The sequence below is a fragment of the Streptomyces sp. NBC_01508 genome (assembly GCF_045040315.1).
Taxonomy (GTDB): domain Bacteria; phylum Actinomycetota; class Actinomycetes; order Streptomycetales; family Streptomycetaceae; genus Streptomyces.
The window spans coordinates 2270383-2292523 of record NZ_CP109419.1 but is presented as its reverse complement, the minus strand read 5'-3'; the positions used below and the strand labels follow the sequence as shown (position 1 = coordinate 2292523).

Sequence of the window (22141 nt, the reverse complement as noted above, 5' to 3'; positions counted from 1 at the left end):
GAGGGGGTGGCCGGGAATTCGCCCGACGAGACGACGCGGAACCGCCCGGGTCCTGGGGACCCGGGCGGTTCTCGTCAGTTCAACGCGTCGTCAGTTCGACGCGTCGTCACTTCACACGCGTTGGCGTGCCGCTCAAGGGAACGTGAGCTTCACGCTGTTGATGCGGCCGGTGTCCTGCGCCGCGACGTCCTGCACCCGCAGCTTCCAGGCGCCGTTCGCCGCCTCCGACGAGGCGTTGACGGTGTACGTCTCCACGACGTTGTCCGCCGAGTCGCCGCTGCTGGAGCTCTTCAGCGGGTAGACCGTCCCGTCCGGGGCGATCAGGTCGACGACCAGGTCACCGCGCCAGGTGTGCGTGATGTCCACGCCGACCGGGAGGGCGGCGGGCGCGTTGCCCGTACGGCCGGTGACGTTGACGGTCGAGGTGACCGCCGCGCCGTTGTCCGGGATCGCGACCGCCGCGGTGTTCTCGAAGACCGTGCCGCCGCTGCCGCCGGGGCGGGTGCCGACGGCGATGCCGGCCCACGCGTCGGCGACCGACTTGTACTCAGCGCTCGTCGTGCCGTACAGCTCACCGGCGACCGCGAGTGTGCCGGTGCGGGCCGCCGCGTAGTTGGTCGTGGAGGTGAACTTCGTGGCGAGGGCCTTGAACCAGATCTGCTCGGCCTTGGCCCGGCCGATGCCGGTCACCGGCAGCCCGTCGGACGTCGCCGAGTTGTAGCTGACGCCGTTGATGGTCTTGGCGCCGCTGCCCTCGGAGAGCAGGTAGAAGAAGTGGTTCGCCGGACCCGACGAGTAGTGGACGTCGACGCTGCCGATGCCCGAGTACCAGTAGTCCTTGGACGCCCCGTCCTTGCTCGGCTTGTCCATGTAACGCAGCGGGGTGCCGTTGCCGTTGATGTCGATCTTCTCGCCGACCATGTAGTCGCCCACGTCCTGGGCGTTGTTGGCGCTGAACTCGACGGCGGCGGCGAAGATGTCCGAGGTCGCCTCGTTGAGGCCGCCGGACTCGCCGCTGTAGACGAGGCCCGCGGTGTTGGCGGTGACGCCGTGCGACATCTCGTGCGCGGCCACGTCGATGGACGTCAGGGGCTTCGCGTTGCCCGCGCCGTCGCCGTACGTCATGCAGAAGCAGCTGTCCTGCCAGAAGGCGTTGACGTAGTTGTTGCCGTAGTGCACGCGTGAGTACGCGCCGACGCCGTCGCCCCTGATGCCGCTGCGGCCGTGCACGTTCTTGAAGTAGTCCCAGGTGAGCGCGGCACCGAAGTGCGCGTCGGCGCCGGCGGTCTCCGCGTTGGAGGCGGCGCCGTTGCCCCAGACGTCGTCCGGACCCGAGAAGAGGGTGCCGGTGCCCGAGGTGCCGCGGTTCAGGTTGTACGTCTTGTGGTTCCCGCGCGTGGTGTCCGTCAGGGTGAACGAAGGGGCCGTGCCGAGGGTGACCTGGCCGCTGTACTGGGTGTTGCCCGTGCCCTCGTGGACGGCCTGCCACTCGTACAGCTTCTCGCCGGTGGCGGCGTCGGTGACGACGTGCAGCTCGTTCGGGGTGCCGCCCTTCTGGATGCCGCCGACGACCGTCTCGTACGCGAGGGTCGGCTTGTCGTTCGCCATCCAGACGACCTCGCGCGGCGCGCGTTCGGTCGCGGCCTTCGTCGAGCCCTCGGCCTTCGCGGCGGACAGTGCCTGCTTTGTGGCGGCGGCGGCCGGGACGTCGGCGTTGGTGTCGACGGACCTGAGGTCCGCCTTGGACGCCTTGCTGACGCCCTCGGTGACGCCCGCCTTCGTGGTGGCGACGACAAGGTCACCGCCGAGGACGGGGAGGCCGGCGTAGGTGCGCTCGTAGCGGGTGTGCGTGGTGCCGTCGCGGTCCTGGACGACATCGCGTACGACGAGCTTCTCCTGCGCGCCGAGGCCGAGTTCGCCGGCCGTCGCCGCCTTGGTGGCGTTGGCCTCGCGTATCAGCTCGGCGCGCTGGGCGGGGGAGAGCGCCTTGGGGAGCGCGCCGGGGTCGGCCTTGCCGGCGACCGGTGCCGAGGGTGTCGCGGGTGCCGCGTCGGGCGCGGCGGCGGCGCTGCCGGCCTGGACTCCGACGGCGAGAAGGGCGGTGACAGCGATCAGAGCGCCGGTCGCGGTGGTGCGACGGCTGGGCTTGGGTCTCACGCGAACTCCTTCTGCGAGGGGGGTACCGGACCGCGCTCGGGTGGGCGGCCCGGACAGTGCGGGAGCAAGGTGGAGCACGAGCTGCGGTGTGGGTGGTGCGGTGGAGCGGGTGGTGCGGTGGAGCGGGTGGTGCTCAGAACGGAGGAAGAGTCGCAGGAATGCGGCCTTCCTGTCAGGAGCGCGTCAACAAGTTGGCCGGAAATCGTCCGCTGCGCGAACTGCCGTGTTCGTTAAGCGAAATCCACGCCCCTGTTGCGGCCGTGTTACTCGGGCGCGCGCCGGGCCATGACGATGATCTCCGGGCTCGCGTCGGTCGGCGGGCCGCCGTCCCAGTCGCCGTACCACTCGTCCACGGCCAGCCCCGCTTCGGTCAGGAACGCGGTGAGTCGGTCGGCGCCGAGGAACCGCAGAGTGCTGTCGCCGTGCTGCGGGGCGCGCTCGCCGGGGAGGTCGAGGGTGGTCCGGAAGGAGACCGTCTCGCCGTCCACAGAACGGACTTGACGGGTCATCCGCACCGTGGCCGCGCTGCCGTGTGCGTCCGCCGGCGCGGGCACGTCGACGGGTACGTCCGTCGTCCACGACTCCCACGCCCGCGCGAGCGGATTGCGCGTCTCGAAGCCGAACCGTCCGTCGTCGGTCAGCGCCGCGCGTACGGCGGCCAGCGCGGCGCGCAGTTCGGCGTCCCCGAGCAGCTCCTGGAACGCATGCCCGGTCATCACCACGAAGTCGAACTCACGCTCCCAGGAGGTGGATTCGAGATCCCCGAGAATCCACTCGATGTCCAATTCCGGCCACCGGCGGGCTTGTTCCAGCATCCCGGCACCGGGATCAAGACCACAGAGCCGCCCCTGATGCCCGGCCTCCCGCGCGAGGCGCAGCAGAGTCCCCGTACCGCAGCCGACGTCGAGCACGGACCGCGCGGACATGAGGTGGGGCAGATAGAAACCGAAGTCGCTCCGCTCGTCGGTGGGGCACAGCACGTCGTACCAGGAGGCGAGCGCCGGATCGGCGAAGAGACGGTCGACCATCGCCCGACTGTAGGACGGCCGTCGCTGGGGGCGCATCCCCATTTCGACCGGTCCCCCGAGGTGGTGATTGTTCAAGCCCGGAGGCCATGTCGGGGAAGACCCTGGGCCAACCCCGAAGTCGGGCTCGCGGCCTGTCGCCGACGCTGTCGCGGTGCCAGCCTCAGGTTCGTGCCCTGAAGGGGGTGGCCCCGCGCATCGGATAGCCGCCCGGTAAGGACTCGCGCCCGGGCTGTCGTGCGGGCTGTCACCCGGGCTCTCGCGTGGACGTCGATGGCCCCGTCGCCGATGCCCGGTACTGCCCCGGGGTCGTACCGAATTCCCGGCTGAAGGCATGGGAGAGGGCGTACGGGGTGCCGTAGCCGGCGCGGCGAGCGATGGTGGCCAGCGGGTCCAGGGTGTCGCGGAGCAGCTTGGCGGCGAAGGTCAGGCGCCACCAGGTGAGGTATGTCATCGGCGGGCGGCCGACCAGGGTGGTGAAGCGGCGGGCCAGGGTGGCGCGGGACACGCCCGCCTCGGCGGCCAGCCGGTCGTTGGTCCACGGGGCGGCCAGGTCCGAGTGCAGCGCCCGCAGGGCGGCGGCCACCACCGGGTCGCCCAGTACGGCCGGCCAGGTGCCGCTGCCACGGGCCGCCCAGGCGCGGATCATGTAGACGAGGAGGAGGTCGAGCAGGCTGGGCACCGCGATGCAGGCGCCGGGCCTCTGTGCGCCCAGCTCGTGGCCCAACAGGTCGACGGCGGCGCGCAGTTCGGCATGCGCGCCCACGCGGTTCGGCAGGTGGACGACCTTCGGCAGTTCCGCCATGAGCGGGTGTACGCGGCTGCGGTCGAGCCGGTACTTGCCGCACAGCATGTCCACGTTGCCGGAGCCGGCTCGGGTCCGCAGTGGCTCATGCCCGGCGAACCACCGCTCGAACGACACCGCCTGCGCCACGGTCGCCGCGTCGGCGGGGGTGTCGGCGATCACATGTCCCGTGCCGTGCGGCAGCAGCACCACATCACCCGTGCCGAGCGAGACCGGGGCGCCACCGTCGGGCAGCAGCCAGCAGCTGCCCTCCAGCACCACATGGAAGCCCGCACCGTCGTACGGGGCGAGCCGCGTGCACCAACTCCCGCTCACCTGCATCCGGTTCGAGAAAGGCCGCCCGATGCGTACGGCCGAGACCGCGTCGCTCACCACATCCATCCAGCCAGGGTATCCGTGGCATCAGCGTTGAGACGCAGACGTATTCGAACGAGCTGAACAGGCATTGAGAGGCTCATCTGCCCTTCCTAGAGTCGAGCGCATGAAGAACGAGAGCAGGCAGAGCACCAGCACCAGCACCAGCACCAGCACCAGCACCAGCTTCGTGCTCGGCGATGTCGAGGTCACCCGAGTCGTCGAGTGGCAAGGGGCGTTCGCGCCCGCTCGCGGGCTGGTTCCGGAGTCCGGTGCCGAGGTGTGGAAGGGCAACGAGGACTGGCTGGCGCCGGATCACTGGGAACCGGACGGCGACAGCGCGGTGGGGGTGGTGCAGACCTGGGTGCTGCGCAGCCGTGGGCGGACGGTCCTGGTCGACACCGGGGTGGGGAACGGGCGCGAGCGGCCCGGCATGGCGCACTTCCACCACTGGCGTGGTGACTTTCCGGTTGCGCTGGCGAGGGCCGGCGTCCGGCCGGAAGATGTCGACGTCGTCGTCAACACCCACGTCCACGCCGATCACGTCGGCGGGAACACCGTGGGTGTGGACGGAGGGTGGCAGCCGGCGTTCCCCAACGCCCAGTACCTCGTCCCGGCCGCGGACGACTTCCACTTCGGCCCGGACAACGCGTACGGGAACGGTCACCAGGAGGATGACCGGCTGATCTACCAGGACAGCGTCGCGCCCGTCCACCGGGCCGGGCAGAGTGTCCTGTGGGACGGCACGCACCGCATCGACGAACACCTCACTCTGGAGTCTGCGCCGGGCCACACGCCCGGCTCATCCGTACTGCGGCTCGTGTCCGGGAGCGACCGGGCGGTCTTCGTCGGCGATCTTGTGCACAGCCCGGTGCAGATCCTCGCCCCCGCCGCCAACAGCTGCTTCTGTCTGGATCCGGAACAGGCGGTGGCCAGCCGCCGCCGGATTCTCGAACGTGCCTCCGAAGAAAGGGAGTTGGTCGTCCCAGGGCACTTCGGCGGGGCAGGTGCCGTGGAAGTGCGGCAAGAGCGCGACGGCGGGTTCACCCTCGGACCGTGGGCGGCCTACGGTACGGAGCGGGTCGCGTCGGCCGTAGCGGCACCCGTCCCGCCCTTGGCGCCATGAGCCGCAGCCCGCAGCCCGGTGGCCGTCAGGCCAGGCTGTCCCGCCACGCGCGGTGCAGGCCCGCGAACCGGCCGACGCCGGCTATCAGTTCGGCCGGGGTGCCGTCCTCGACCACGCGGCCGTGCTCCATCACCAGCACCCGGTCGGCTATCTCCACCGTCGACAGGCGGTGCGCGATCACCACCGCCGTACGGCCGTTGAGCACCGTGTCCATCGCCCGCTGCACAGCACGCTCGCCGGGGATGTCGAGGGAGCTGGTCGCCTCGTCCAGGATCAGTACGGACGGGTCGGCGAGCAGCGCGCGGGCGAAGGCCACCAACTGGCGCTGGCCGGCCGATATCCGGCCGCCCCGTTTCCGTACGTCCGTGTCGTACCCCTCCGGCAGACCACTGATGAACTCGTGCGCGCCGATCGCCTTCGCGGCCCGCTCGATGTCGTCGCGCGACGCGTCGGGACGGCCGATCGCGATGTTCTCGGCGACCGTGCCGGAGAACAGGAACGCCTCCTGGGTCACCATCACGACACCACGCCGCAGTTCGGGGGTGTCCAGGTCGCGCAGGTCGGTGCCGTCGAGCAGGACGCGGCCCTCGGTGGGGTCGTAGAACCGGGCCAGCAGCTTGGCCAGGGTGGACTTGCCCGCGCCCGTCGAACCGACGACGGCGACGGTCTGGCCGGCCGGGATCGTCAGGTCGAAGCGGGGCAGGATCTCGCCGCCCGTGCGGTACGAGAAGCTGACCGTCTCGAACACGACCTCCCGGCCCGGGTGCCCGCCCGTCAGCTCCGGCAGCGGGCGCGGGGCCGTCGCCTCCGGCACGGACGGGGTCTGGGCCAGCAGACCCGCGATCTTCTCCAGCGAGGCCGCCGCCGACTGGTAGGAGTTGAGGAACATCCCGAGCCGGTCGATCGGGTCGTACAGCCTGCGCAGGAACAGCACCGACGCGGCGAGCACCCCGAGGGCGAGTGTCCCGTCGGCGACCCGGAAGGCGGCCCACACCACGATGGCGACCAGGGCCACGTTCGCGGTCAGCCGTGAACCGACCACGTAGCGCGCCATTTCGAGTATGGCGTCGCCGTTGGTGCGCTCGTGGTGGTGGTTGAGCGCGTGGAAGTCCGCGTCGTTGGCGGCCTCGCGGCGGAACGCCCGTACGGGCCTGATGCCGTTCATCGTCTCCGCGAACTTCACGATGACCGACGCGATGGCGGTGGAGCGCCTGCCGAATATGGCGCCCGCGCGGCGCTGGTAGAGCCGCACCAGCGCGTACAGCGGTACGAAGGAGAGCACCGCGAGCCCGCCGATGCCCAGGTCCAGGTAGAGCAGCATCGCCGAGATGTAGACGAAGGCGAGGATGACCGCGATCAGCTCTTGGAGCCCCTCGGCGAGCAGTTCGCGCAGAGACTCGACATCCGTGGTGGAGCGGGAGATCAGCCGGCCCGAGGTGTAGCGCTCGTGGAAGTCCACGCTCAGCGCCTGGGCGTGGCGGAAGATCCGGCCGCGCAGATCGAGGAGTACGTCCTGGTTCACCCGGGCCGACGAGCGGATGAAGGCGTACTGGAAGATCCCGGCTCCGGCGGCGCAGAGCAGATAGCCGACGGCGACCGCGATCAGCGGGCCGTTGTCGTCGGCGCGGAAGGCGGGCACGCCCCGGTCGATGGCGTACGCGACGAGCAGCGGGCCCGCCTGCACGGCGGCCTGCTGGAACAGCAGGAACAGCGCGGCGAGCGCTACCCGGCCGCGCCGGGCGCGCAAAAGCGACCGCAGCAGCGCGCCGGTGGCCCCGCGCGGGGCGGGCAGCGCGTCCTGCGCGAAGGGGTCGTCGTCCGGGGACGCGGGCCGGTGCTCGACGGGGGAGCGGGGGGCGGGGGGCGCCGCGGCCGGCGCACCGGTGGGCGCCTCGCCGACCGCACCGACCGCGCTGTTCGCACCGACGGCCCGGCCTGTCTTCAGCCCGGCGCCCGTGCCCGCGGCAGGTCCCGTATCCGTGCCCGCGGCAGCAGTTGGTCCCCGTACGGCGCCGCGGTTCGTGTCGTCGTCCGCGGCCGTACGTGTGCTCGCGTCCGATCCCGGTCCGGCGTCCGCTCTCGTGCCGGACCCGGTACCGCGTCCCACGACAGACCCGGCCTCCGGCCGGCGGTCCTCGGCGGCCGCCGCGCCCCGTTCCGTCGGGTCGTTCCTTCTCGTCGGTGGATACGACGTCACCGCATGCTCCCCTCGACGGTGTCGGCCGCCATGTCGCTTCCCGCTTCACCGTCGGCCCCCGACATCAGCCACGCGTACCGCGCGTTGCCCCGCAGCAGTTCGTGGTGCGTCCCCACGGCTGTGATCCGCCCGTCCGAGATCAGCGCCACCCGGTCCGCCAGCAGCACCGTCGACGGCCGGTGTGCCACGACGAGCGCCGTCGTCTCCTCAAGAACCCGGCGCAGGGCCGCCTCGACCAGCGCCTCCGTGTGTACGTCGAGTGCGGACAGCGGATCGTCGAGCACCAGGAAGCGCGGTCTGCCGACCACCGCCCTGGCGAGCGCGAGCCGCTGCCGCTGGCCACCGGAGAGGCTGAGCCCCTGCTCGCCGACCTGCGTGTGGACACCGTGCGGCAGGTCTTGGACGAAGTCGGCCTGCGCCACGTCCAGCGCCCGCAGCAGCGCCACGTCGTCGGCGCTCTCCGCGCCCATGCGGATGTTGTCGCCGACGGTCGCGGAGAAGAGCGTCGGTTCCTCGAAGGCCACCGACACCAGTTCACGCAGCCGCTGCCGGGTCATCAGCGTGATGTCCTCGCCGTCGAGCGTGATCCGCCCGCCCGTCACCTCGTGCAGCCGGGGCACCAGCGCGGTGAGCGTCGTCTTCCCGGAGCCCGTCGCCCCGACGAGGGCCATGGTCTCGCCGGACCTTATGTGCAGGTCCACCTCCGCCAGTACGGGCACGGACCCGGCCTCGGCGTCGGGATACCGGAAGGACACGCCCTCGAAGCGCAGCCCGTCGGGCTCCCTCCGTACGGCGGTGCCGTCCGCCGCCACGGCCGGGTCCGCCGTCTCCTCCTCGGCGTCCATCACCTCGAAGTACCGGTCCGTCGCGGTCGCCGACTCCTGGCTCATCGCCAGCAGGAAGCCGATCGACTCCACCGGCCAGCGCAGCGCCAGCGCCGTCGACAGGAAGGCGACCAGCGTGCCCGTGGACAGGTGCCCGTCGGCGACCTGGATCGTGCCGAGCACCAGCGCCGCGCCGATCGCCACCTCGGGGATGATCATGATCAGCGCCCAGATGCCCGCGAGCAGCCGGGCCTTGCCCAGCTCCGTGGCGCGCAGCCGCCGGGCCAGCGCCCGGAAGGCGAGAGCCTGGCTGCGGTGCCTGCCGAAGCCCTTCACGATCCGTACGCCGAGAACGCTCTCCTCGACCACCGTCGTCAGATCGCCCACCTGGTCCTGCGCCTTGCGCGCGACCAGTGAGTACTTCGCCTCGAAGACCGAGCAGAGGATGACCAGCGGCACCACCGGCACCAGCAGCACCAGCCCCAGCGTCCACTCCTGCATCAGCAGAATCAGGAATCCGACCAGGATCGTCGTCCCGTTCACCAGCAGGAAGGTCAGCGGAAAGGCCAGAAACATACGGAGCAGCATCAGGTCAGTCGTGCCGCGCGACAGCAACTGGCCGGAGGGCCACCGGTCGTGGAAGGCGATCGGCAGCCGCTGGAGATGCCGGTAGAGATCGGCCCGCATCGCCGCCTCGACCCCCGCCAGCGGCCTGGCCACCAGCCACCGCCGGAAGCCGAAGAGCACGGCCTCGACGATCCCGAGCAGCAGCAGGAACAGCGCGCCGAGCCAGATGCCGCCCCTGTCGCCGTCCGCGATCGGGCCGTCGACCATCCACTTCAGGACGAGGGGGATGACCAGGCCCAGACACGAGGCCAGCACCGCGACGAACGCGGCGCTGAACAGGCGCACCCGCACCGGCCGCACGTACGGCCACAGCCTGAGCAGCGAACGCACGGCGGAGCGGTCCTGGACGGTGGCGGGCTCCTTGGCGGAAGGGTCCTTGGTAGTTACATCTTCGGAGGTCGACATCAGGGCGAGCCTACGTATCAGCACTGACAGCGCCCACCGATTTCCGGCTGACGTCCACATCGGCCGAGGTCGGCGTCGGCGTCGGCATCGGCATCGGCCGGAGTTGACGTCGGCATCGGCCGAGGACGACGTCCGCATCGGCCGGGGTTGACGTCGGAATCAACCGATCGGCTGATACGAGGTCGAGCGCGATGGCCGATGCCGCTCCCGACCACGGGCAGCCATGCTGCTGCCATGGCGATCATCGAAGTACACGGCCTGCGCAAGGCCTACGGGGGCAAGCCCGCCGTCGACGGTGTGAGTTTCGCCGTCGAGGAGGGCGAGATCTTCGGGATCCTCGGTCCCAACGGAGCGGGCAAGACCACAACCGTCGAGTGTGTCGAGGGGCTCAGGATCCCCGACGCCGGCACGGTCCGCGTCGCCGGACTCGATCCGGTCGGTGACCACCACCAGGTCACCCAACTCCTCGGCGCACAGCTCCAGGAGAGCGAACTCCAGCCGAAGCTGACGGTGCGCGAGGCGCTGGAGCTGTACTCCGCCTTCTACCCGAAGCCCGTCGACTGGCGTCCGCTCGCCGCCCGCCTCGGACTTGAGGCCAAGCTCTCGACGCCGTTCGCGAAGCTGTCCGGCGGGCAGAAACAGCGGCTGTTCATCGCGCTGTCCCTGATCGGCGGCCCGCGTGTGGTCGTGCTCGACGAGCTGACCACCGGTCTGGACCCGCGCGCCCGCCGTGACACCTGGGGTCTGATCGAGGAGGTCAGGGACTCCGGGGTGACCGTGCTGCTGGTCACCCATTTCATGGAGGAGGCGCAGCGGCTCTGCGACCGGATCGCCGTGATCGACCGGGGGAAGGTCGCCGCGCTCGACACCCCGTCCGGGCTGATCGCACGCTCGGCCGCGTCCACCGTCATCTCCTTCACCCCGTCGCCGCCCCTGCGCGACGAGGATCTGGCCGCGCTGCCCAAGGCGGTGTCCGTCGAGACGAAGGGCGACCGGATCGTCATCAACGGCACCGACGAGACCGTCAACGCGGTCATCACGCTGCTCGCCCGCCACCGCGTCACCGCGCACCAGCTCCGGGTCACCGAGGCGACGCTGGACGACGCCTTCCTCGACCTCACGGAGACCGCCATCGGTACGGACACCGGTACCGGTACGGACGCCAGGACCGATGCCGACGTCACCGCCACCGCCACCGCTCCCGCCTCCGCCTTCCAGCCCGAAGAAAGGGTCTGACATGGCCTCCGCGTCCACCGCCGTCCTCAAGGCCGAGGCACGCCTGCTGACCCGCGAGCCGGGGACGCTCTTCTGGATCACCGTCTTCCCGACCCTCCTCATGGTGATCCTCGGCCTGATCCCGAGCTTCGGCGAAGCCGACCCCAAGCTCGGCGGCCGGCGGGTCATCGATCTGTATGTCCCCGTCGCCGTCCTGCTCGCCGTGATCATGGCCGGACTCCAGGCCATGCCGCCGGTCCTGATCGGCTACCGCGAGCGCGGCATTCTGCGCCGTATGTCCACGACGCCCGTGCGGCCCACCACACTGCTCGTCTCGCAACTCGTCCTGCTGGGCGGTGTCGCGCTCGTCTCGGCCGCGCTGGTGATCGCGGTCGGCAAGATCGCCTTCGACGTGGCGCTGCCCGAACAGATCGCCGGATACCTGCTGGCGCTGATCCTCGCGACGGCCGGCGCCCTGGCGCTCGGTGGCCTGATCTGCGCGGTGGCCGGTACGCAGAAGTCGGGCCAGGCCATCGGTTCGGCGCTGTTCTTCCCGTCGATGTTCACGGCGGGCGTGTGGCTGCCGGTCCAGTCGATGCCCGGCCTGCTGCGGGACATCGTCGGCTACACGCCCCTGGGCGCCGCGTCCGAAGCCCTCGACGCCGCCATGCGCGGCGGCTGGCCGCACTGGGCGGACCTGGGCGTGATGGCCCTGTGGTCGGTCGTGCTGACCGCCTGCGCGGCCCGCTGGTTCCGCTGGGAATGACCACCGCCGGGCGGACGCCGGGGCGGGACGAGGAGTCCGGGGCGGGTGTGGACCACGAGGGAGTCCGCACCCGCCCCGGGCGCCTTCGGGCGCCTTCGGGCGTCTCCGGAGACGGGGCACACTGTGGGGATGACGACAGCCAGGGCGCCGCGCGGGCCGGTCTCCGTGGAGGAGCGGTGGGACCAGTTCTTCCGGTGGGGCCCGTACGCACTGTTGGCGCTCGCCACCGCGATCTCGGCCGTCACCGTGCACGCCTTCGCCATGAGCCGCACCGAGCAGACCGCCGCCGGGGCGCTGGTCGTCGTCGCCGTCGCCGTCCAGCTGTGCTGGGGCCGGATGGTGCGGGCCCAGCCGCGGCGCGCGAGCGAGCCGTCGGCCGGCGGACTGGTCTACTACGTCCTGCGGACCGTCCTCACCTTCGTCCTCACCTGGCTCAACCCGCTGTTCTCCATCTACGCCGTCATCGGCTACTTCGACACCAACGTCATCCTGCCGAGACGGGCCGTGCGGGCCGGGCTTCTCGTCACCTCCGTGACCATGGCGGGCGCGCAGTCGGGCGGTCTGCCGCCCGACGGCACCCTCCAGTGGACCCTGTTCAGCGGGGTTCTGCTGCTCAACGGATCCCTCACCCTCGGCTTCGCCCATATCGGCCGCAGAGAGGTAGAGATAGCCGCCGAGCGGGCCGCGACCATCATCGAGCTGGAACAGACCAACGCCCGCCTGGAACAGGCCCTGGAGGAGAACGCCGGGCTGCACGCCCAACTCCTCGTCCAGGCGCGGGAGGCGGGCGTCGCCGACGAACGCCGCAGACTCGCCGCCGAGATCCACGACACCATCGCCCAGGGGCTGACCGGCATCATCGCCCAGCTCCAGGCGGTCGCCGCCACCCCCGACCCCGAGCTGGCCGGCGAGCATCTGACGCGCGCCGCCGGCCTCGCCCGCCACAGCCTCGGCGAGGCGCGCCGCTCGGTACGCAACCTCGGCCCGTCGGCGCTGGACCACGACACCCTGGCCGAGGCCCTGAAGAAGACCGTCGCCGAGTGGTCCGAACGCAGCGGTGTGGTGGCCGCGTTCACCGTCACCGGCACCGAGGAGCCCCTGCACGACGAGGTCGCCGCCACGCTGCTGCGCATCGCCCAGGAAGCCCTCGCCAACACCGCCAGGCACGCCGCCGCCCGCCGGGCCGGCGTCACCCTCTCGTACATGGGCCACGAGATCACCCTCGACGTACGGGACGACGGCCGCGGCTTCGACCCCCTCGTGCTGCCCCCGCGCTCCGGCTCGAACGGCTTCGGACTCGACGGCATGCGGGCCCGCGCGGAGCGCATCGCGGGCACCGTCACCGTGGAGTCGGAGGCCGGCGGCGGCACGGCCGTCTCGGCTCGCGTACCTTTGGTGCGTCATGCCACAGCGGACCATCACCCTGATCGTCGTCGATGACCATCCCGTCGTACGGGACGGTCTGCGCGGCATGTTCGAATCGGCCACCGGCTTCGAGGTGCTGGGCGAGGCGTCCGGCGGCGTCGAGGGCGTCGAGCTGGCGCTCCGCCTGGACCCGGACGTGGTCCTGATGGACCTGCGGATGCCGGACGGCGGGGGAGTCGACGCCATCGCGGCGCTCACCCGGCACGGCGCCCGCTCCAAGGTGCTCGTCCTCACCACGTACGACACGGACTCCGACACGATCCCCGCGATCGAGGCGGGCGCCACCGGCTACCTCCTCAAGGACGCGCCGCGCGAGGAGTTGTTCACGGCGGTACGGGCGGCGGCCGAGGGACACACGGTCCTCTCGCCGGCGGTCGCGTCCCGGCTGGTCTCCCGTGTCCGTACGCCCGTCGCCGGCAACGAACCGCTCTCGGCGCGCGAGCGCGAAGTCCTCGAACTCGTCGCGCGGGGCACGTCGAACCGCGGGATCGCCGCGGAGCTGTTCATCAGCGAGGCGACGGTGAAGACCCATCTCACCCATATCTACGCCAAGTTGGGTGTCAAGGACCGGGCGGCGGCGGTCGCCGTGGGATACGACCGCAAGATCCTGGGCTGAGCCCTCCACCTCCTTCAGGAGGGCGCGCGGCTCACCCCCGTACCCGCAGCAGCAGCACCGACCGCGCGGGCACCGCCGCGACCGTGTCCCCGTCGAACACCGTCCCCGGCTTCTCCTGCTGGTCCTCCGACGAGGTGTCGACCACCAGCTCGTACGACCGCGCCCACGGCTCGCCGGGCAGCGCGAAGTCCACCGGCTCCGCGCCCGAGTGCAGCACCGCGAGGAAGCTGTCGTCGGTGATCCTCCGCCCGCGTGCGTCGCGCCCCGGGATGTCGCGCCCCGACAGGAACAGTCCGAGCGTCGAGGCGGGCGCGTACCAGTCCCCCTCGGTCATCTCCTTCCCGTCGGGCCTGAACCACGCCAGGTCGCGCAGCCCGTCGGGGGCCTGTGCGCGGCCGGAGAAGAACGCGCGGCGGCGCAGCACCGGATGGGCCTGCCGCAGTGCCAGCAGGCGCCTGGTGAGCCGGTGGAGGCCCTGGGAGCCGGGCCGGCCGAGCAGGGACCAGTCGAGCCAGCTGGTCTCGTTGTCCTGGCAGTACGCGTTGTTGCTGCCGCCCTGCGTACGGCCCAGCTCGTCGCCCGCCACCAGCATCGGCACACCGGTCGACAGCAGCAGGGTGGTGAGCAGATTGCGCTGCTGGCGCCGCCGCAACGCGTTGACCTGGGGGTCGTCACTCTCGCCCTCCACGCCGCAGTTCCACGCGCGGTTGTCGTCCGTGCCGTCCCTGTTGCCCTCGCCGTTGGCCTCGTTGTGCTTGCGCTCGTAACTGACGAGGTCGCGCAGGGTGAAGCCGTCGTGCGCGGTGACGAAGTTGACGGACGCGTACGGCCGCCGGCCGCCCCACGCGTACAGATCGCTCGACCCGGACAGCCGGTAGCCCAGATCCCGTACGTCGGGCGTGGCGCCGCGCCAGAAGTCGCGTACGGCGTCCCGGTACCGGTCGTTCCACTCGGTCCACAACGGCGGGAACGCCCCCACCTGGTAGCCGCCGTCGCCGACGTCCCACGGCTCGGCGATGAGCTTCACCCGCCGCAGCACCGGGTCCTGCGCGATCACCGCCAGGAAGGGCGACAGCATGTCGACGTCGTGCATGGAGCGGGCGAGCGCCGCCGCCAGGTCGAAGCGGAAGCCGTCGACGCCCATCTCGTTGACCCAGTACCGCAGCGAGTCCGTGATCAGCCGCAGCACCTGTGGCTGGACGACGTGGAGGGTGTTGCCGCAGCCCGTGTAGTCGGCGTACTTGCGGGCGTCGGGCTGGAGGCGGTAGTAGCCGCGGTTGTCGATGCCCCGCAGGGACAGCGTCGGGCCGAGTTCGCCCGCCTCCGCCGTGTGGTTGTAGACGACGTCGAGGATGACCTCGATCCCGGCGTCGTGCAGGGCGCGCACCATCTGCTTGAACTCGCCGACCTGCTGTCCCCGGGTGCCGCCCGCGGCGTAGTCGGCGTGCGGGGCGAAGTAGCCGATGGAGTTGTAGCCCCAGTAGTTGCGCAGCCCGCGCCGCAGCAGATGGTCCTCGTGCGCGAACTGGTGCACCGGCAGCAGCTCGACCGCGGTCACCCCGAGCCGTACGAGATGCTCGATCGCCGCCGGGTGGGCGAGGCCCGCGTAGGTGCCGCGCAGCTCGTCGGGGATGCCCGGGTGGCGCATGGTGAAGCCGCGTACGTGCAGCTCGTAGATGACCGTGTCCGCCCACGGTGTCTTGGGGCGCCGGTCGTCGGCCCACGCGTCGTCGGGGGAGTCGTCGTGGACGACGACTCCCTTGGGGACGTACGGCGCGGAGTCGCGCTCGTCGCGCACCGTGTCGGCGACCTGCTGCTGAGGCCAGTCGCGCACATGGCCGTACACCTCGGGCGGCAGCCGGAAGTCGCCGTCGACGGCGCGTGCGTACGGGTCGAGCAGCAGCTTCGCCGGATTCCAGCGGGCGCCCGTCCAGGGGTCCCAGCGGCCGTGCACACGGTAGCCGTACCGCTGTCCGGGGCGTATGCCGGGAACGAAGCCGTGCCAGATCTCGTGCGTCAGCTCGGTCAGCGGGAGGCGGGTCTCCACTACACCGCCTCCTACAGAGGCGGTGTCGGAGGCGTCGTCGAAGAGGCACAGCTCGACGGCCTCGGCGCCGCCCGCCCAGAGGGCGAAGTTCGTCCCCGCGACTCCGTCGGGACCGACCCGGAACCGGGCACCCAGCGGTGTCGGGGCTCCCGGCCACACCTCGTGCGGGGGAGCGGCGGAGGCCGCCTCCCCGACGGCCTCCGCCGCACTCCCGACCTCATGCCCGACCTCATGCGCGGCGTCCGTCCGGACGTCCGTCCCGGCGTCCGTCCCGACCCCTGACTCGACCTCTTCGACCGGATCTCTCACGTGATCCATCATCGGATCCGGGACCCGTTCCCGCACTGTCTCCCGCTCGGCTGCGCTCGCCACCTGTCAGGCCTCCCGGCTCTTCGGCCTCGCGCGTCCGGCAGCCGCGGCGTCCCGGCCGTGGCTGTCCCCCCGCGTGGTCCTCCCACGGGTTCTGCCCGCCGGACGGCCCGCACTCACGTTTCCCCCGTAGGGGGGTCGTCGTTGGGCGGTCGTGACGCATGTACTGAAGCGGGCAGGGACCGGCATCGCCGCCGCCCTGACATGGGCAGGACTGATGGCGGGGCTGGCCGGACTGACGGGATGCACCGTCGGCGAGACCTTCACCGAAAGCAAGTCCCGGGCGCCTGGGGACACGATCCGGATCAGCCCCGACGACGGGGCCAGGAACATCAAGCGCGGCGACCGGATCGAGGTGAGGATCCCGGACGGCCGGCTGGAGCGGGTCGAGGTCGCGCAGGTCGACAACGCGCAGCGCACCGAGCTGCCGGGCCGGATCTCCGACGACGGGCTCGTCTGGACGCCGGGGGCGGACACGCGTGTCGTGCTGGCCGCCAAGTACAGCGTCGACGTCGTCGCCGTGGACGGCGAGGGCCGCCGCTCGGCCCGGCACTCCACCTTCACCACCGCCGTACCGAAGCACCGTTTCATCGGCTACTTCAAACCCGAGAACCGCTCGACCGTCGGCACCGGCATGATCGTCTCCTTCGACTTCAACCGGAAGATCGAGAACCGCGCCGCCGTCCAGCGCGCCGTCCGTGTCACCTCGGTCCCGCCGGTCGAGGTCGTCGGCCACTGGTTCGGCGACCAGCGACTGGACTTCCGGCCCCGGGAGTACTGGAAGCCGGGCACCAAGGTCACGGTCGACCTGCGGTTGCGCGACGTCCAGGCGGCGCCGGGGGTCTTCGGCATCCAGGAGAAGACCGTGGGCTTCACGGTCGGCCGCTCCCAGGTGTCCCTCGTGGACGCGGAGAAGCACACCATGGAGGTACGGCGGGACGGTGCGCTGGTCTCGACGGTGCCGATCACGGCGGGGGCGCCCAAGACCACCACGTACAACGGGAAGATGGTCGTCACCGAGCTGTACGACGTGACGCGGATGAACGGCGCGACGGTCGGTTTCGGCGGTGAGTACGACATCAAGGACGTGCCGCACGCGCTGCGGCTGACGACGTCGGGGACGTTCCTGCACGGCAACTACTGGGCCACGCCGGACACCTTCGGTTCGACCAACGTCAGCCACGGGTGCGTCGGTCTGCGCGACGTCAAGGGTGGCAGCGCGGACACCCCGGCGGGCTGGTTCTTCGACAGGACGCTCGTCGGCGATGTCGTGGAAGTGGTCAACTCCCGCGACAAGACAGTCGATCCGGACAACGGACTGAGCGGCTGGAACCTCGACTGGCGCAAGTGGACGGCGGGTTCCGCGATCACCGGCTGACCCGCGGGACCCGCGCGGCCGACGCCCAGGAGCCGCGCGGTCTCCCCGCACCCACCCCCACCTGCGTGGCCGTCCCTGATTCCGGGAGACGTTGGAACGGAACAGTGACAATCCCGGGGAGTCCGGGACGGCTCGCGGTGTGATTATCTAGCGCCGTGCGCGCGAGCAAAGCGCGCGGGGGTGTGGAGCCCGGTCGTGCGTCGTTCGCACCCGGCTCCGAGGCCGAGGCGGGGCCCGGCCGTGTGAGGGGAGACGACCATGAACGGGCAGCCGGTATCGGGGACTTCTGCGGGAGCCGGCCGTCGACGGGGCAGCGGGCTGACGGCGTTCGCGCTGGGGGGCCTGCTCCTGTTCGTGACGGCGTGCGGCGGTGGCGGCGAAAGCGGCGGCGGGGGCGGTGACGGGAAGGGCGACAAGGGCAGCGGGAAGGTCGAGAACGCCGCCTCGCGGGCCGTCGTGACGGTCGCTCCCAAGGACGGCGCGAAGTCGGTCGCCACGAGCGGCGCGCTCAAGGTGACCGCGAGCAAAGGCAAGTTGACGACCGTCACCGTCGAGGACGGCAAGGGCAACACGGTCGACGGCAAGATAGCCGCCGGCGGCACGGCCTGGGAGCCGGCCCGGCATCTGGCCGGTGCCACCAAGTACACGGTGCACGCGATCGCCAAGGACTCCGAGGGCCGGGTGTCGGCGAGGGACACCACCTTCACCACCCTCGTACCGAAGAACACCTTCATCGGCCACTACACGCCCGAGGACGGCTCGACGGTCGGCGTCGGCATGCCGGTCTCGCTCAACTTCACGCGCGGGATCACCGATCCGGAGGCCGTGGAGAAGGCCATCAAGGTGACTGCCGAGCCGTCGGTCCCCGTCGAGGGGCACTGGTTCGGCAACGACCGGCTCGACTTCCGGCCGGAGAAGTACTGGGCCGCCGGTACGAAGGTGACCGTGGAGCTGAACCTCGACGGTGTCGAGGGACGGCCCGGGGTGTACGGCGAGCAGACCAAGAAGGTGGAGTTCACCATCGGCCGCTCCATGGTCTCCACGGTGGACGCCAGGGCCAAGACGATGAAGGTCGTCAAGGACGGCAAGGAGATCAAGAAGGTCGCGATCACGGCGGGCGCGCCGTCGACCACGACGTACAACGGCGAGATGGTCATCAGCGAGAAGCACAAGGTGACGCGGATGAACGGCGCCACGGTCGGCTTCGGCGGTGAGTACGACATCAAGGACGTGCCGCACGCGATGCGGCTGTCCACGTCGGGCACCTTCCTGCACGGCAACTACTGGGCGTCCGCCGGGACGTTCGGCTCGGCCAACGTCAGCCACGGGTGCGTCGGACTGCGCGACGTGCGGGGCGGCTACGACAAGAACCTGCCGGCCGCGTGGTTCTACGACCAGTCGATCATCGGTGACGTGGTGATCGTGAAGAACTCCGACGACAAGAAGATCGCCCCGGACAACGGCCTCAACGGCTGGAACATGTCCTGGGCCGAGTGGACGAAGTAGTCCGCCGCGAGAAGCGCTGGCCGGCCCGGCACACCCCGACCAGGTGTGCCGGCCCGGCCTTCCGCGTACGGCGCCCTCGCGGGAGCAGGATCTAACCTGCCTGGTATGTCATCTGTGAATCTCGAAGTCTCCGGCGGCGTCGGCACCATCCGGCTGGACCGCCCGCCCATGAACGCGCTGAACATCGCGATCCAGGACCGGCTCCTCGAACTGGCCGCGGAGGCCGGCCGCCGCGACGACGTCAGGGCCGTGATCCTGTACGGCGGCGAGAAGGTGTTCGCCGCGGGCGCGGACATCAAGGAGATGCGCGACATGGACCACGCGGCGATGGTCGTACGCTCCCGGGCACTCCAGGAGTCGTTCACCGCCGTGGCCCGGATCCCGAAGCCCGTGGTCGCCGCCGTCACCGGCTACGCGCTGGGCGGCGGCTGCGAGTTGGCGCTGTGCGCCGACTTCCGGATCGCCGCCGACAACGCGAAGCTCGGCCAGCCCGAGATCCTGCTCGGCCTGATCCCGGGCGCGGGCGGCACCCAGCGCCTCGCCCGGCTGATCGGCCCCTCCAAGGCCAAGGACCTCATCTTCACCGGCCGTCAGGTGAAGGCGCCCGAGGCGCTGGCGCTGGGGCTCGTCGACCGCGTCGTACCCGCGGAGGAGGTCTACGAGCAGGCGCACGCGTGGGCCGCGAGGCTCGCCCGGGGGCCGGCCCTCGCGCTGCGGGCGGCCAAGGAGACCGTGGACGCGGGTCTGGAGACGGATCTGGAGACCGGGCTCGCGCTCGAACGCAACTGGTTCGCGGGCCTGTTCGCCACCGAGGACCGCGAGCGCGGCATGCGCAGCTTCGTGGAGGAGGGGCCGGGCAAGGCCAAGTTCCTCTGATCGCGCGGCGGTTGGACGACCGGGCCGGGTGCGTCAACCTGCTGCCCGGCTCGGCTCCGCCTTGGGGCGACCCTGAGGCGGAGCTGTCGATCACGGCTGGTGATCACCCGTGTGTGACGTGTTATCGCAGATCAGGGTGGGTAACAGAGGCGGCGCCCTGCCTCTGTCATATGCCAAACCCGCCCGTGCGGGTGCGCCGTTCGGGGGTGCCGATTCCCCGGGAACGCCCCCGAGAGCCCGTCTGGGCAGCCATGATGTACGCATGGCGGGCCTTGAGGGTGTGGAACAACCGCGGCACGGCGGCGACGTGGCCGCTACGCGATTGACGCCGACCGTCGAGGACGAACAGGCGCGCGGAGTGCTCGAACTGTTCGGCAATCCGGCGGACGGGGAAGTCCGCCTGGCGTCCCGCCCCGAGTCCGCCCTGGCGGCGCGCAGACTCACCCATATCGTGGTGCTGCGCCAGTGGGCGCTGTCTCCGCAGATGGCCGAGCACGCGGTGCTGCTCGTGTCCGAGCTCGTCGGCAACGCCGTACGGCACACCGGCGCACGCGTCTTCGGCCTGCGGATGCTGCGCCGCCGCGGCTGGATCCGCGTCGAGGTGCGGGACCCCTCCCGCGGCCTGCCCTGTCTGCTGCCGGTGCGCGAGCTGGACACCAGTGGGCGCGGGCTGTTCCTGGTGGACAAGCTCTCCGACCGGTGGGGCGTGGACCTGCTGCCGCGCGGCAAGACGACCTGGTTCGAGATGCGGGTCGCCGACCGCCGTCCCTGAGTGCTTCGCCGGGCCGCCGAGCGGGCCGCCGACCTGACCGCTGGGCGAGCTGCCGAGCGGGCTGCCTCCGAGGTGGCGGAGCCGTGCCGATAATCTGACCTCTGTCAGTAAGGCACGAGAAGGGGCGGAAGCAGTGGCGGACAACGAAGAGGCGCGCAAGGCGTTCGACCGTTTCGACGCGAACAGCGACGGGCTGATCACGGCGGCGGAGTACAAGAGCGCGATGGCGCAGCTCGGCGACTTCCATGTGACGGAGACCGTGGCCCAGGCCGTGATCAACGCCCACGACTCCAACAACGACGGCCAGCTCACGTTCGAGGAGTTCCTGGCCTCCCGCTCGCGCGGCTAGGCCCTGTCCGGCGGGTCTTCGGGGGTCCGGGGCGCCTGGCACGGCGCCTCGCTTCGTTGTCGGCGTTTTCGAAGGCATCCGAGTACGTCCAGTACGAGCACGATCCTCCGCCTTGCGACGCACCGCACCGGACGCCCCGAGCCGATCCCCGAAGATCCGCCGGACAGGACCTGGCTCTGAGCGGAAGCCTGTCCGGCGATTGAGGACGAATCGGCCACCGGGTGGACCCGGTCGAGCGAACCGGCCACACCGAATGGACCCGCCGGGAGGGGGAAAGGTGCCGACACGGGCCATGGCTCTGCGCACCGGCGGCGCCGTACTCGCGCTGCTCGTCGTGCTGTACGGCGCCGGCGTCGCCTCGCGCGGTACCGGCGAGCTGCGCATACCCGCCGCCGGCACCACCTCCCTCCTGCGCGCCGCGGTATTCGCCGCGCTCGCGCTGCACCTCGGCGAACTGGCCGGCGCCGCGCTCGCCCGCGCCGGCCCGCTGCCCCGCGCTCTGGCGCTCCCCGCCGCGCTGGCCGGAGCCGCGGCGTCGGCCGGGCAGATCGTGGTTCTCGCGGCGGTGAGTGACCTCGACATCCCGGCGACGTACGGCACCCGCGAGGGCGGTCTGCTGCTCGTCATGGCCAACGGCTTCCTGCTCGCCGCCGGATGCGTCGGCGTCGGCCGCCCCCGCTGGGCGCTCGTCCCGCTCGCCGGGGTGGTCCTCGCGGAGGCGCTGCGCGCCCACCCGGAGCCGTACTCCCCGGAGTGGGGCACGGCCCTCACCGTCGTCCATCTGACCGCCGCGTCCCTGTGGGCCGGCGGCCTCTGCCACGTCCTGCGCACGATGTGGCTGCGCCGCGCCGACCCGGCGGACGCCCGCGCCGTGCTGGCCCGCTACGCCCGCGGCGCCGTCTGGCTGCTGGTCGTGCTGGCCGCCACCGGCACGCTGTCCACGCTGCGCCGGCTGCCCGCCGACGTGGTGCTGACGTCGGCGTACGGCCGCGTCCTGATCGCCAAGCTCGGCCTCGTCGCGGTGGCGAGCACGCTGGCCCTGCTGGCGCGCCGGCGCCTCCTGCGCAGCCGCGACGCGCACGCGGCGGCCCGCGTCGAACTGGCCGTCCTGGCGGCCGTGGTGCTGCTCTCGGCCGTCCTCACGGTGGTCCCCGACCCGCACTGGCTCAGCACGCGCTGACCGCGGTGCCGTCGCGGCCATGTTCCCGATCCGGCCGGGCAGGCTGAAGCGGGAGGCGTCGGCCGCTACCTCGGTGCGGCATCCTCTGTTGGACGACGTGGACGAGTACGAGATGAGCGGCA

Annotated in this window: 17 protein-coding genes; 11 read left to right on the top strand and 6 right to left on the bottom strand. The window is 71.3% G+C overall.

Annotated elements, in window-relative coordinates:
* Nucleotides 1-132: 132 nt before the first annotated feature.
* From OG700_RS10280 to OG700_RS10270, 3 genes are all read right to left on the bottom strand, one after another.
* A complete protein-coding gene (locus OG700_RS10280) occupies nucleotides 133-2157 on the bottom strand; it encodes a M4 family metallopeptidase (RefSeq protein WP_405612039.1) in 2025 nt (674 codons plus the stop codon).
* Nucleotides 2158-2420: 263 nt separating this feature from the next.
* On the bottom strand, nucleotides 2421-3185 hold the full coding sequence (locus OG700_RS10275) for a class I SAM-dependent methyltransferase (RefSeq protein ID WP_405612037.1): 765 nt from the start codon (nucleotides 3183-3185) through the stop codon (nucleotides 2421-2423).
* Between the two features lie 244 nt (nucleotides 3186-3429).
* Nucleotides 3430-4368, bottom strand: coding sequence for an AraC family transcriptional regulator (locus OG700_RS10270; RefSeq protein ID WP_405612035.1), 939 nt, complete (start codon nucleotides 4366-4368; stop codon nucleotides 3430-3432).
* A gap of 100 nt (nucleotides 4369-4468) precedes the next feature.
* On the opposite strand from OG700_RS10270, the gene OG700_RS10265 reads away from it, so the two are divergent.
* Entirely contained in the window at nucleotides 4469-5467 is a 999-nt protein-coding gene (locus OG700_RS10265) for an MBL fold metallo-hydrolase (protein WP_405612033.1), read from the top strand.
* A gap of 25 nt (nucleotides 5468-5492) precedes the next feature.
* Here OG700_RS10265 and OG700_RS10260 read toward each other — a convergent pair whose 3' ends face one another.
* Nucleotides 5493-7412, bottom strand: a complete 1920-nt coding sequence (locus OG700_RS10260) for an ABC transporter ATP-binding protein (protein WP_405621577.1) — start codon at nucleotides 7410-7412, stop codon at nucleotides 5493-5495.
* A gap of 248 nt (nucleotides 7413-7660) precedes the next feature.
* Nucleotides 7661-9520, bottom strand: a complete 1860-nt coding sequence (locus OG700_RS10255) for an ABC transporter ATP-binding protein (protein WP_405612031.1) — start codon at nucleotides 9518-9520, stop codon at nucleotides 7661-7663.
* Between the two features lie 234 nt (nucleotides 9521-9754).
* Between OG700_RS10255 and OG700_RS10250 the strand changes: the two genes are divergently transcribed.
* The 4 genes from OG700_RS10250 to OG700_RS10235 all read left to right on the top strand — a co-directional run bounded on the left by OG700_RS10250 (nucleotide 9755) and on the right by OG700_RS10235 (nucleotide 13542).
* Nucleotides 9755-10756, top strand: a complete 1002-nt coding sequence (locus OG700_RS10250) for an ABC transporter ATP-binding protein (protein WP_405612029.1) — start codon at nucleotides 9755-9757, stop codon at nucleotides 10754-10756.
* 1 nt (nucleotide 10757) lies between these two features.
* The gene (locus tag OG700_RS10245; RefSeq protein WP_405612027.1) at nucleotides 10758-11501 is read left to right on the top strand and encodes an ABC transporter permease; all 744 of its coding nucleotides are present in this window, start codon (nucleotides 10758-10760) and stop codon (nucleotides 11499-11501) included.
* A 129-nt stretch (nucleotides 11502-11630) separates the two neighbouring features.
* Nucleotides 11631-12941 (top strand): sensor histidine kinase, encoded by a 1311-nt coding sequence (locus OG700_RS10240; protein WP_405612025.1) that lies wholly within the window; start codon nucleotides 11631-11633, stop codon nucleotides 12939-12941.
* Nucleotides 12904-13542, top strand: coding sequence for a response regulator (locus tag OG700_RS10235; RefSeq protein ID WP_405612023.1), 639 nt, complete (start codon nucleotides 12904-12906; stop codon nucleotides 13540-13542). The genes OG700_RS10240 and OG700_RS10235 overlap by 38 nt, the downstream gene beginning before the upstream one ends.
* A 31-nt stretch (nucleotides 13543-13573) precedes the next feature.
* Here OG700_RS10235 and glgX read toward each other — a convergent pair whose 3' ends face one another.
* Nucleotides 13574-15961, bottom strand: coding sequence for a glycogen debranching protein GlgX (gene glgX, locus OG700_RS10230; RefSeq protein ID WP_405612021.1), 2388 nt, complete (start codon nucleotides 15959-15961; stop codon nucleotides 13574-13576).
* A 151-nt stretch (nucleotides 15962-16112) separates the two neighbouring features.
* Between glgX and OG700_RS10225 the strand changes: the two genes are divergently transcribed.
* The 6 genes from OG700_RS10225 to OG700_RS10200 all read left to right on the top strand — a co-directional run bounded on the left by OG700_RS10225 (nucleotide 16113) and on the right by OG700_RS10200 (nucleotide 22019).
* Nucleotides 16113-17336, top strand: coding sequence for an Ig-like domain-containing protein (locus OG700_RS10225; RefSeq protein WP_405612019.1), 1224 nt, complete (start codon nucleotides 16113-16115; stop codon nucleotides 17334-17336).
* Nucleotides 17337-17594: 258 nt separating this feature from the next.
* On the top strand, nucleotides 17595-18842 hold the full coding sequence (locus OG700_RS10220; RefSeq protein WP_405612017.1) for an Ig-like domain-containing protein: 1248 nt from the start codon (nucleotides 17595-17597) through the stop codon (nucleotides 18840-18842).
* A gap of 105 nt (nucleotides 18843-18947) precedes the next feature.
* Entirely contained in the window at nucleotides 18948-19718 is a 771-nt protein-coding gene (locus OG700_RS10215; protein WP_405612015.1) for an enoyl-CoA hydratase/isomerase family protein, read from the top strand.
* 262 nt (nucleotides 19719-19980) lie between these two features.
* Entirely contained in the window at nucleotides 19981-20490 is a 510-nt protein-coding gene (locus tag OG700_RS10210) for an ATP-binding protein (protein WP_405612013.1), read from the top strand.
* A 133-nt stretch (nucleotides 20491-20623) separates the two neighbouring features.
* Entirely contained in the window at nucleotides 20624-20839 is a 216-nt protein-coding gene (locus OG700_RS10205; protein WP_405612011.1) for an EF-hand domain-containing protein, read from the top strand.
* Nucleotides 20840-21092: 253 nt separating this feature from the next.
* Nucleotides 21093-22019, top strand: coding sequence for a CopD family protein (locus OG700_RS10200; protein ID WP_405612009.1), 927 nt, complete (start codon nucleotides 21093-21095; stop codon nucleotides 22017-22019).
* Nucleotides 22020-22141: the final 122 nt, after the last annotated feature.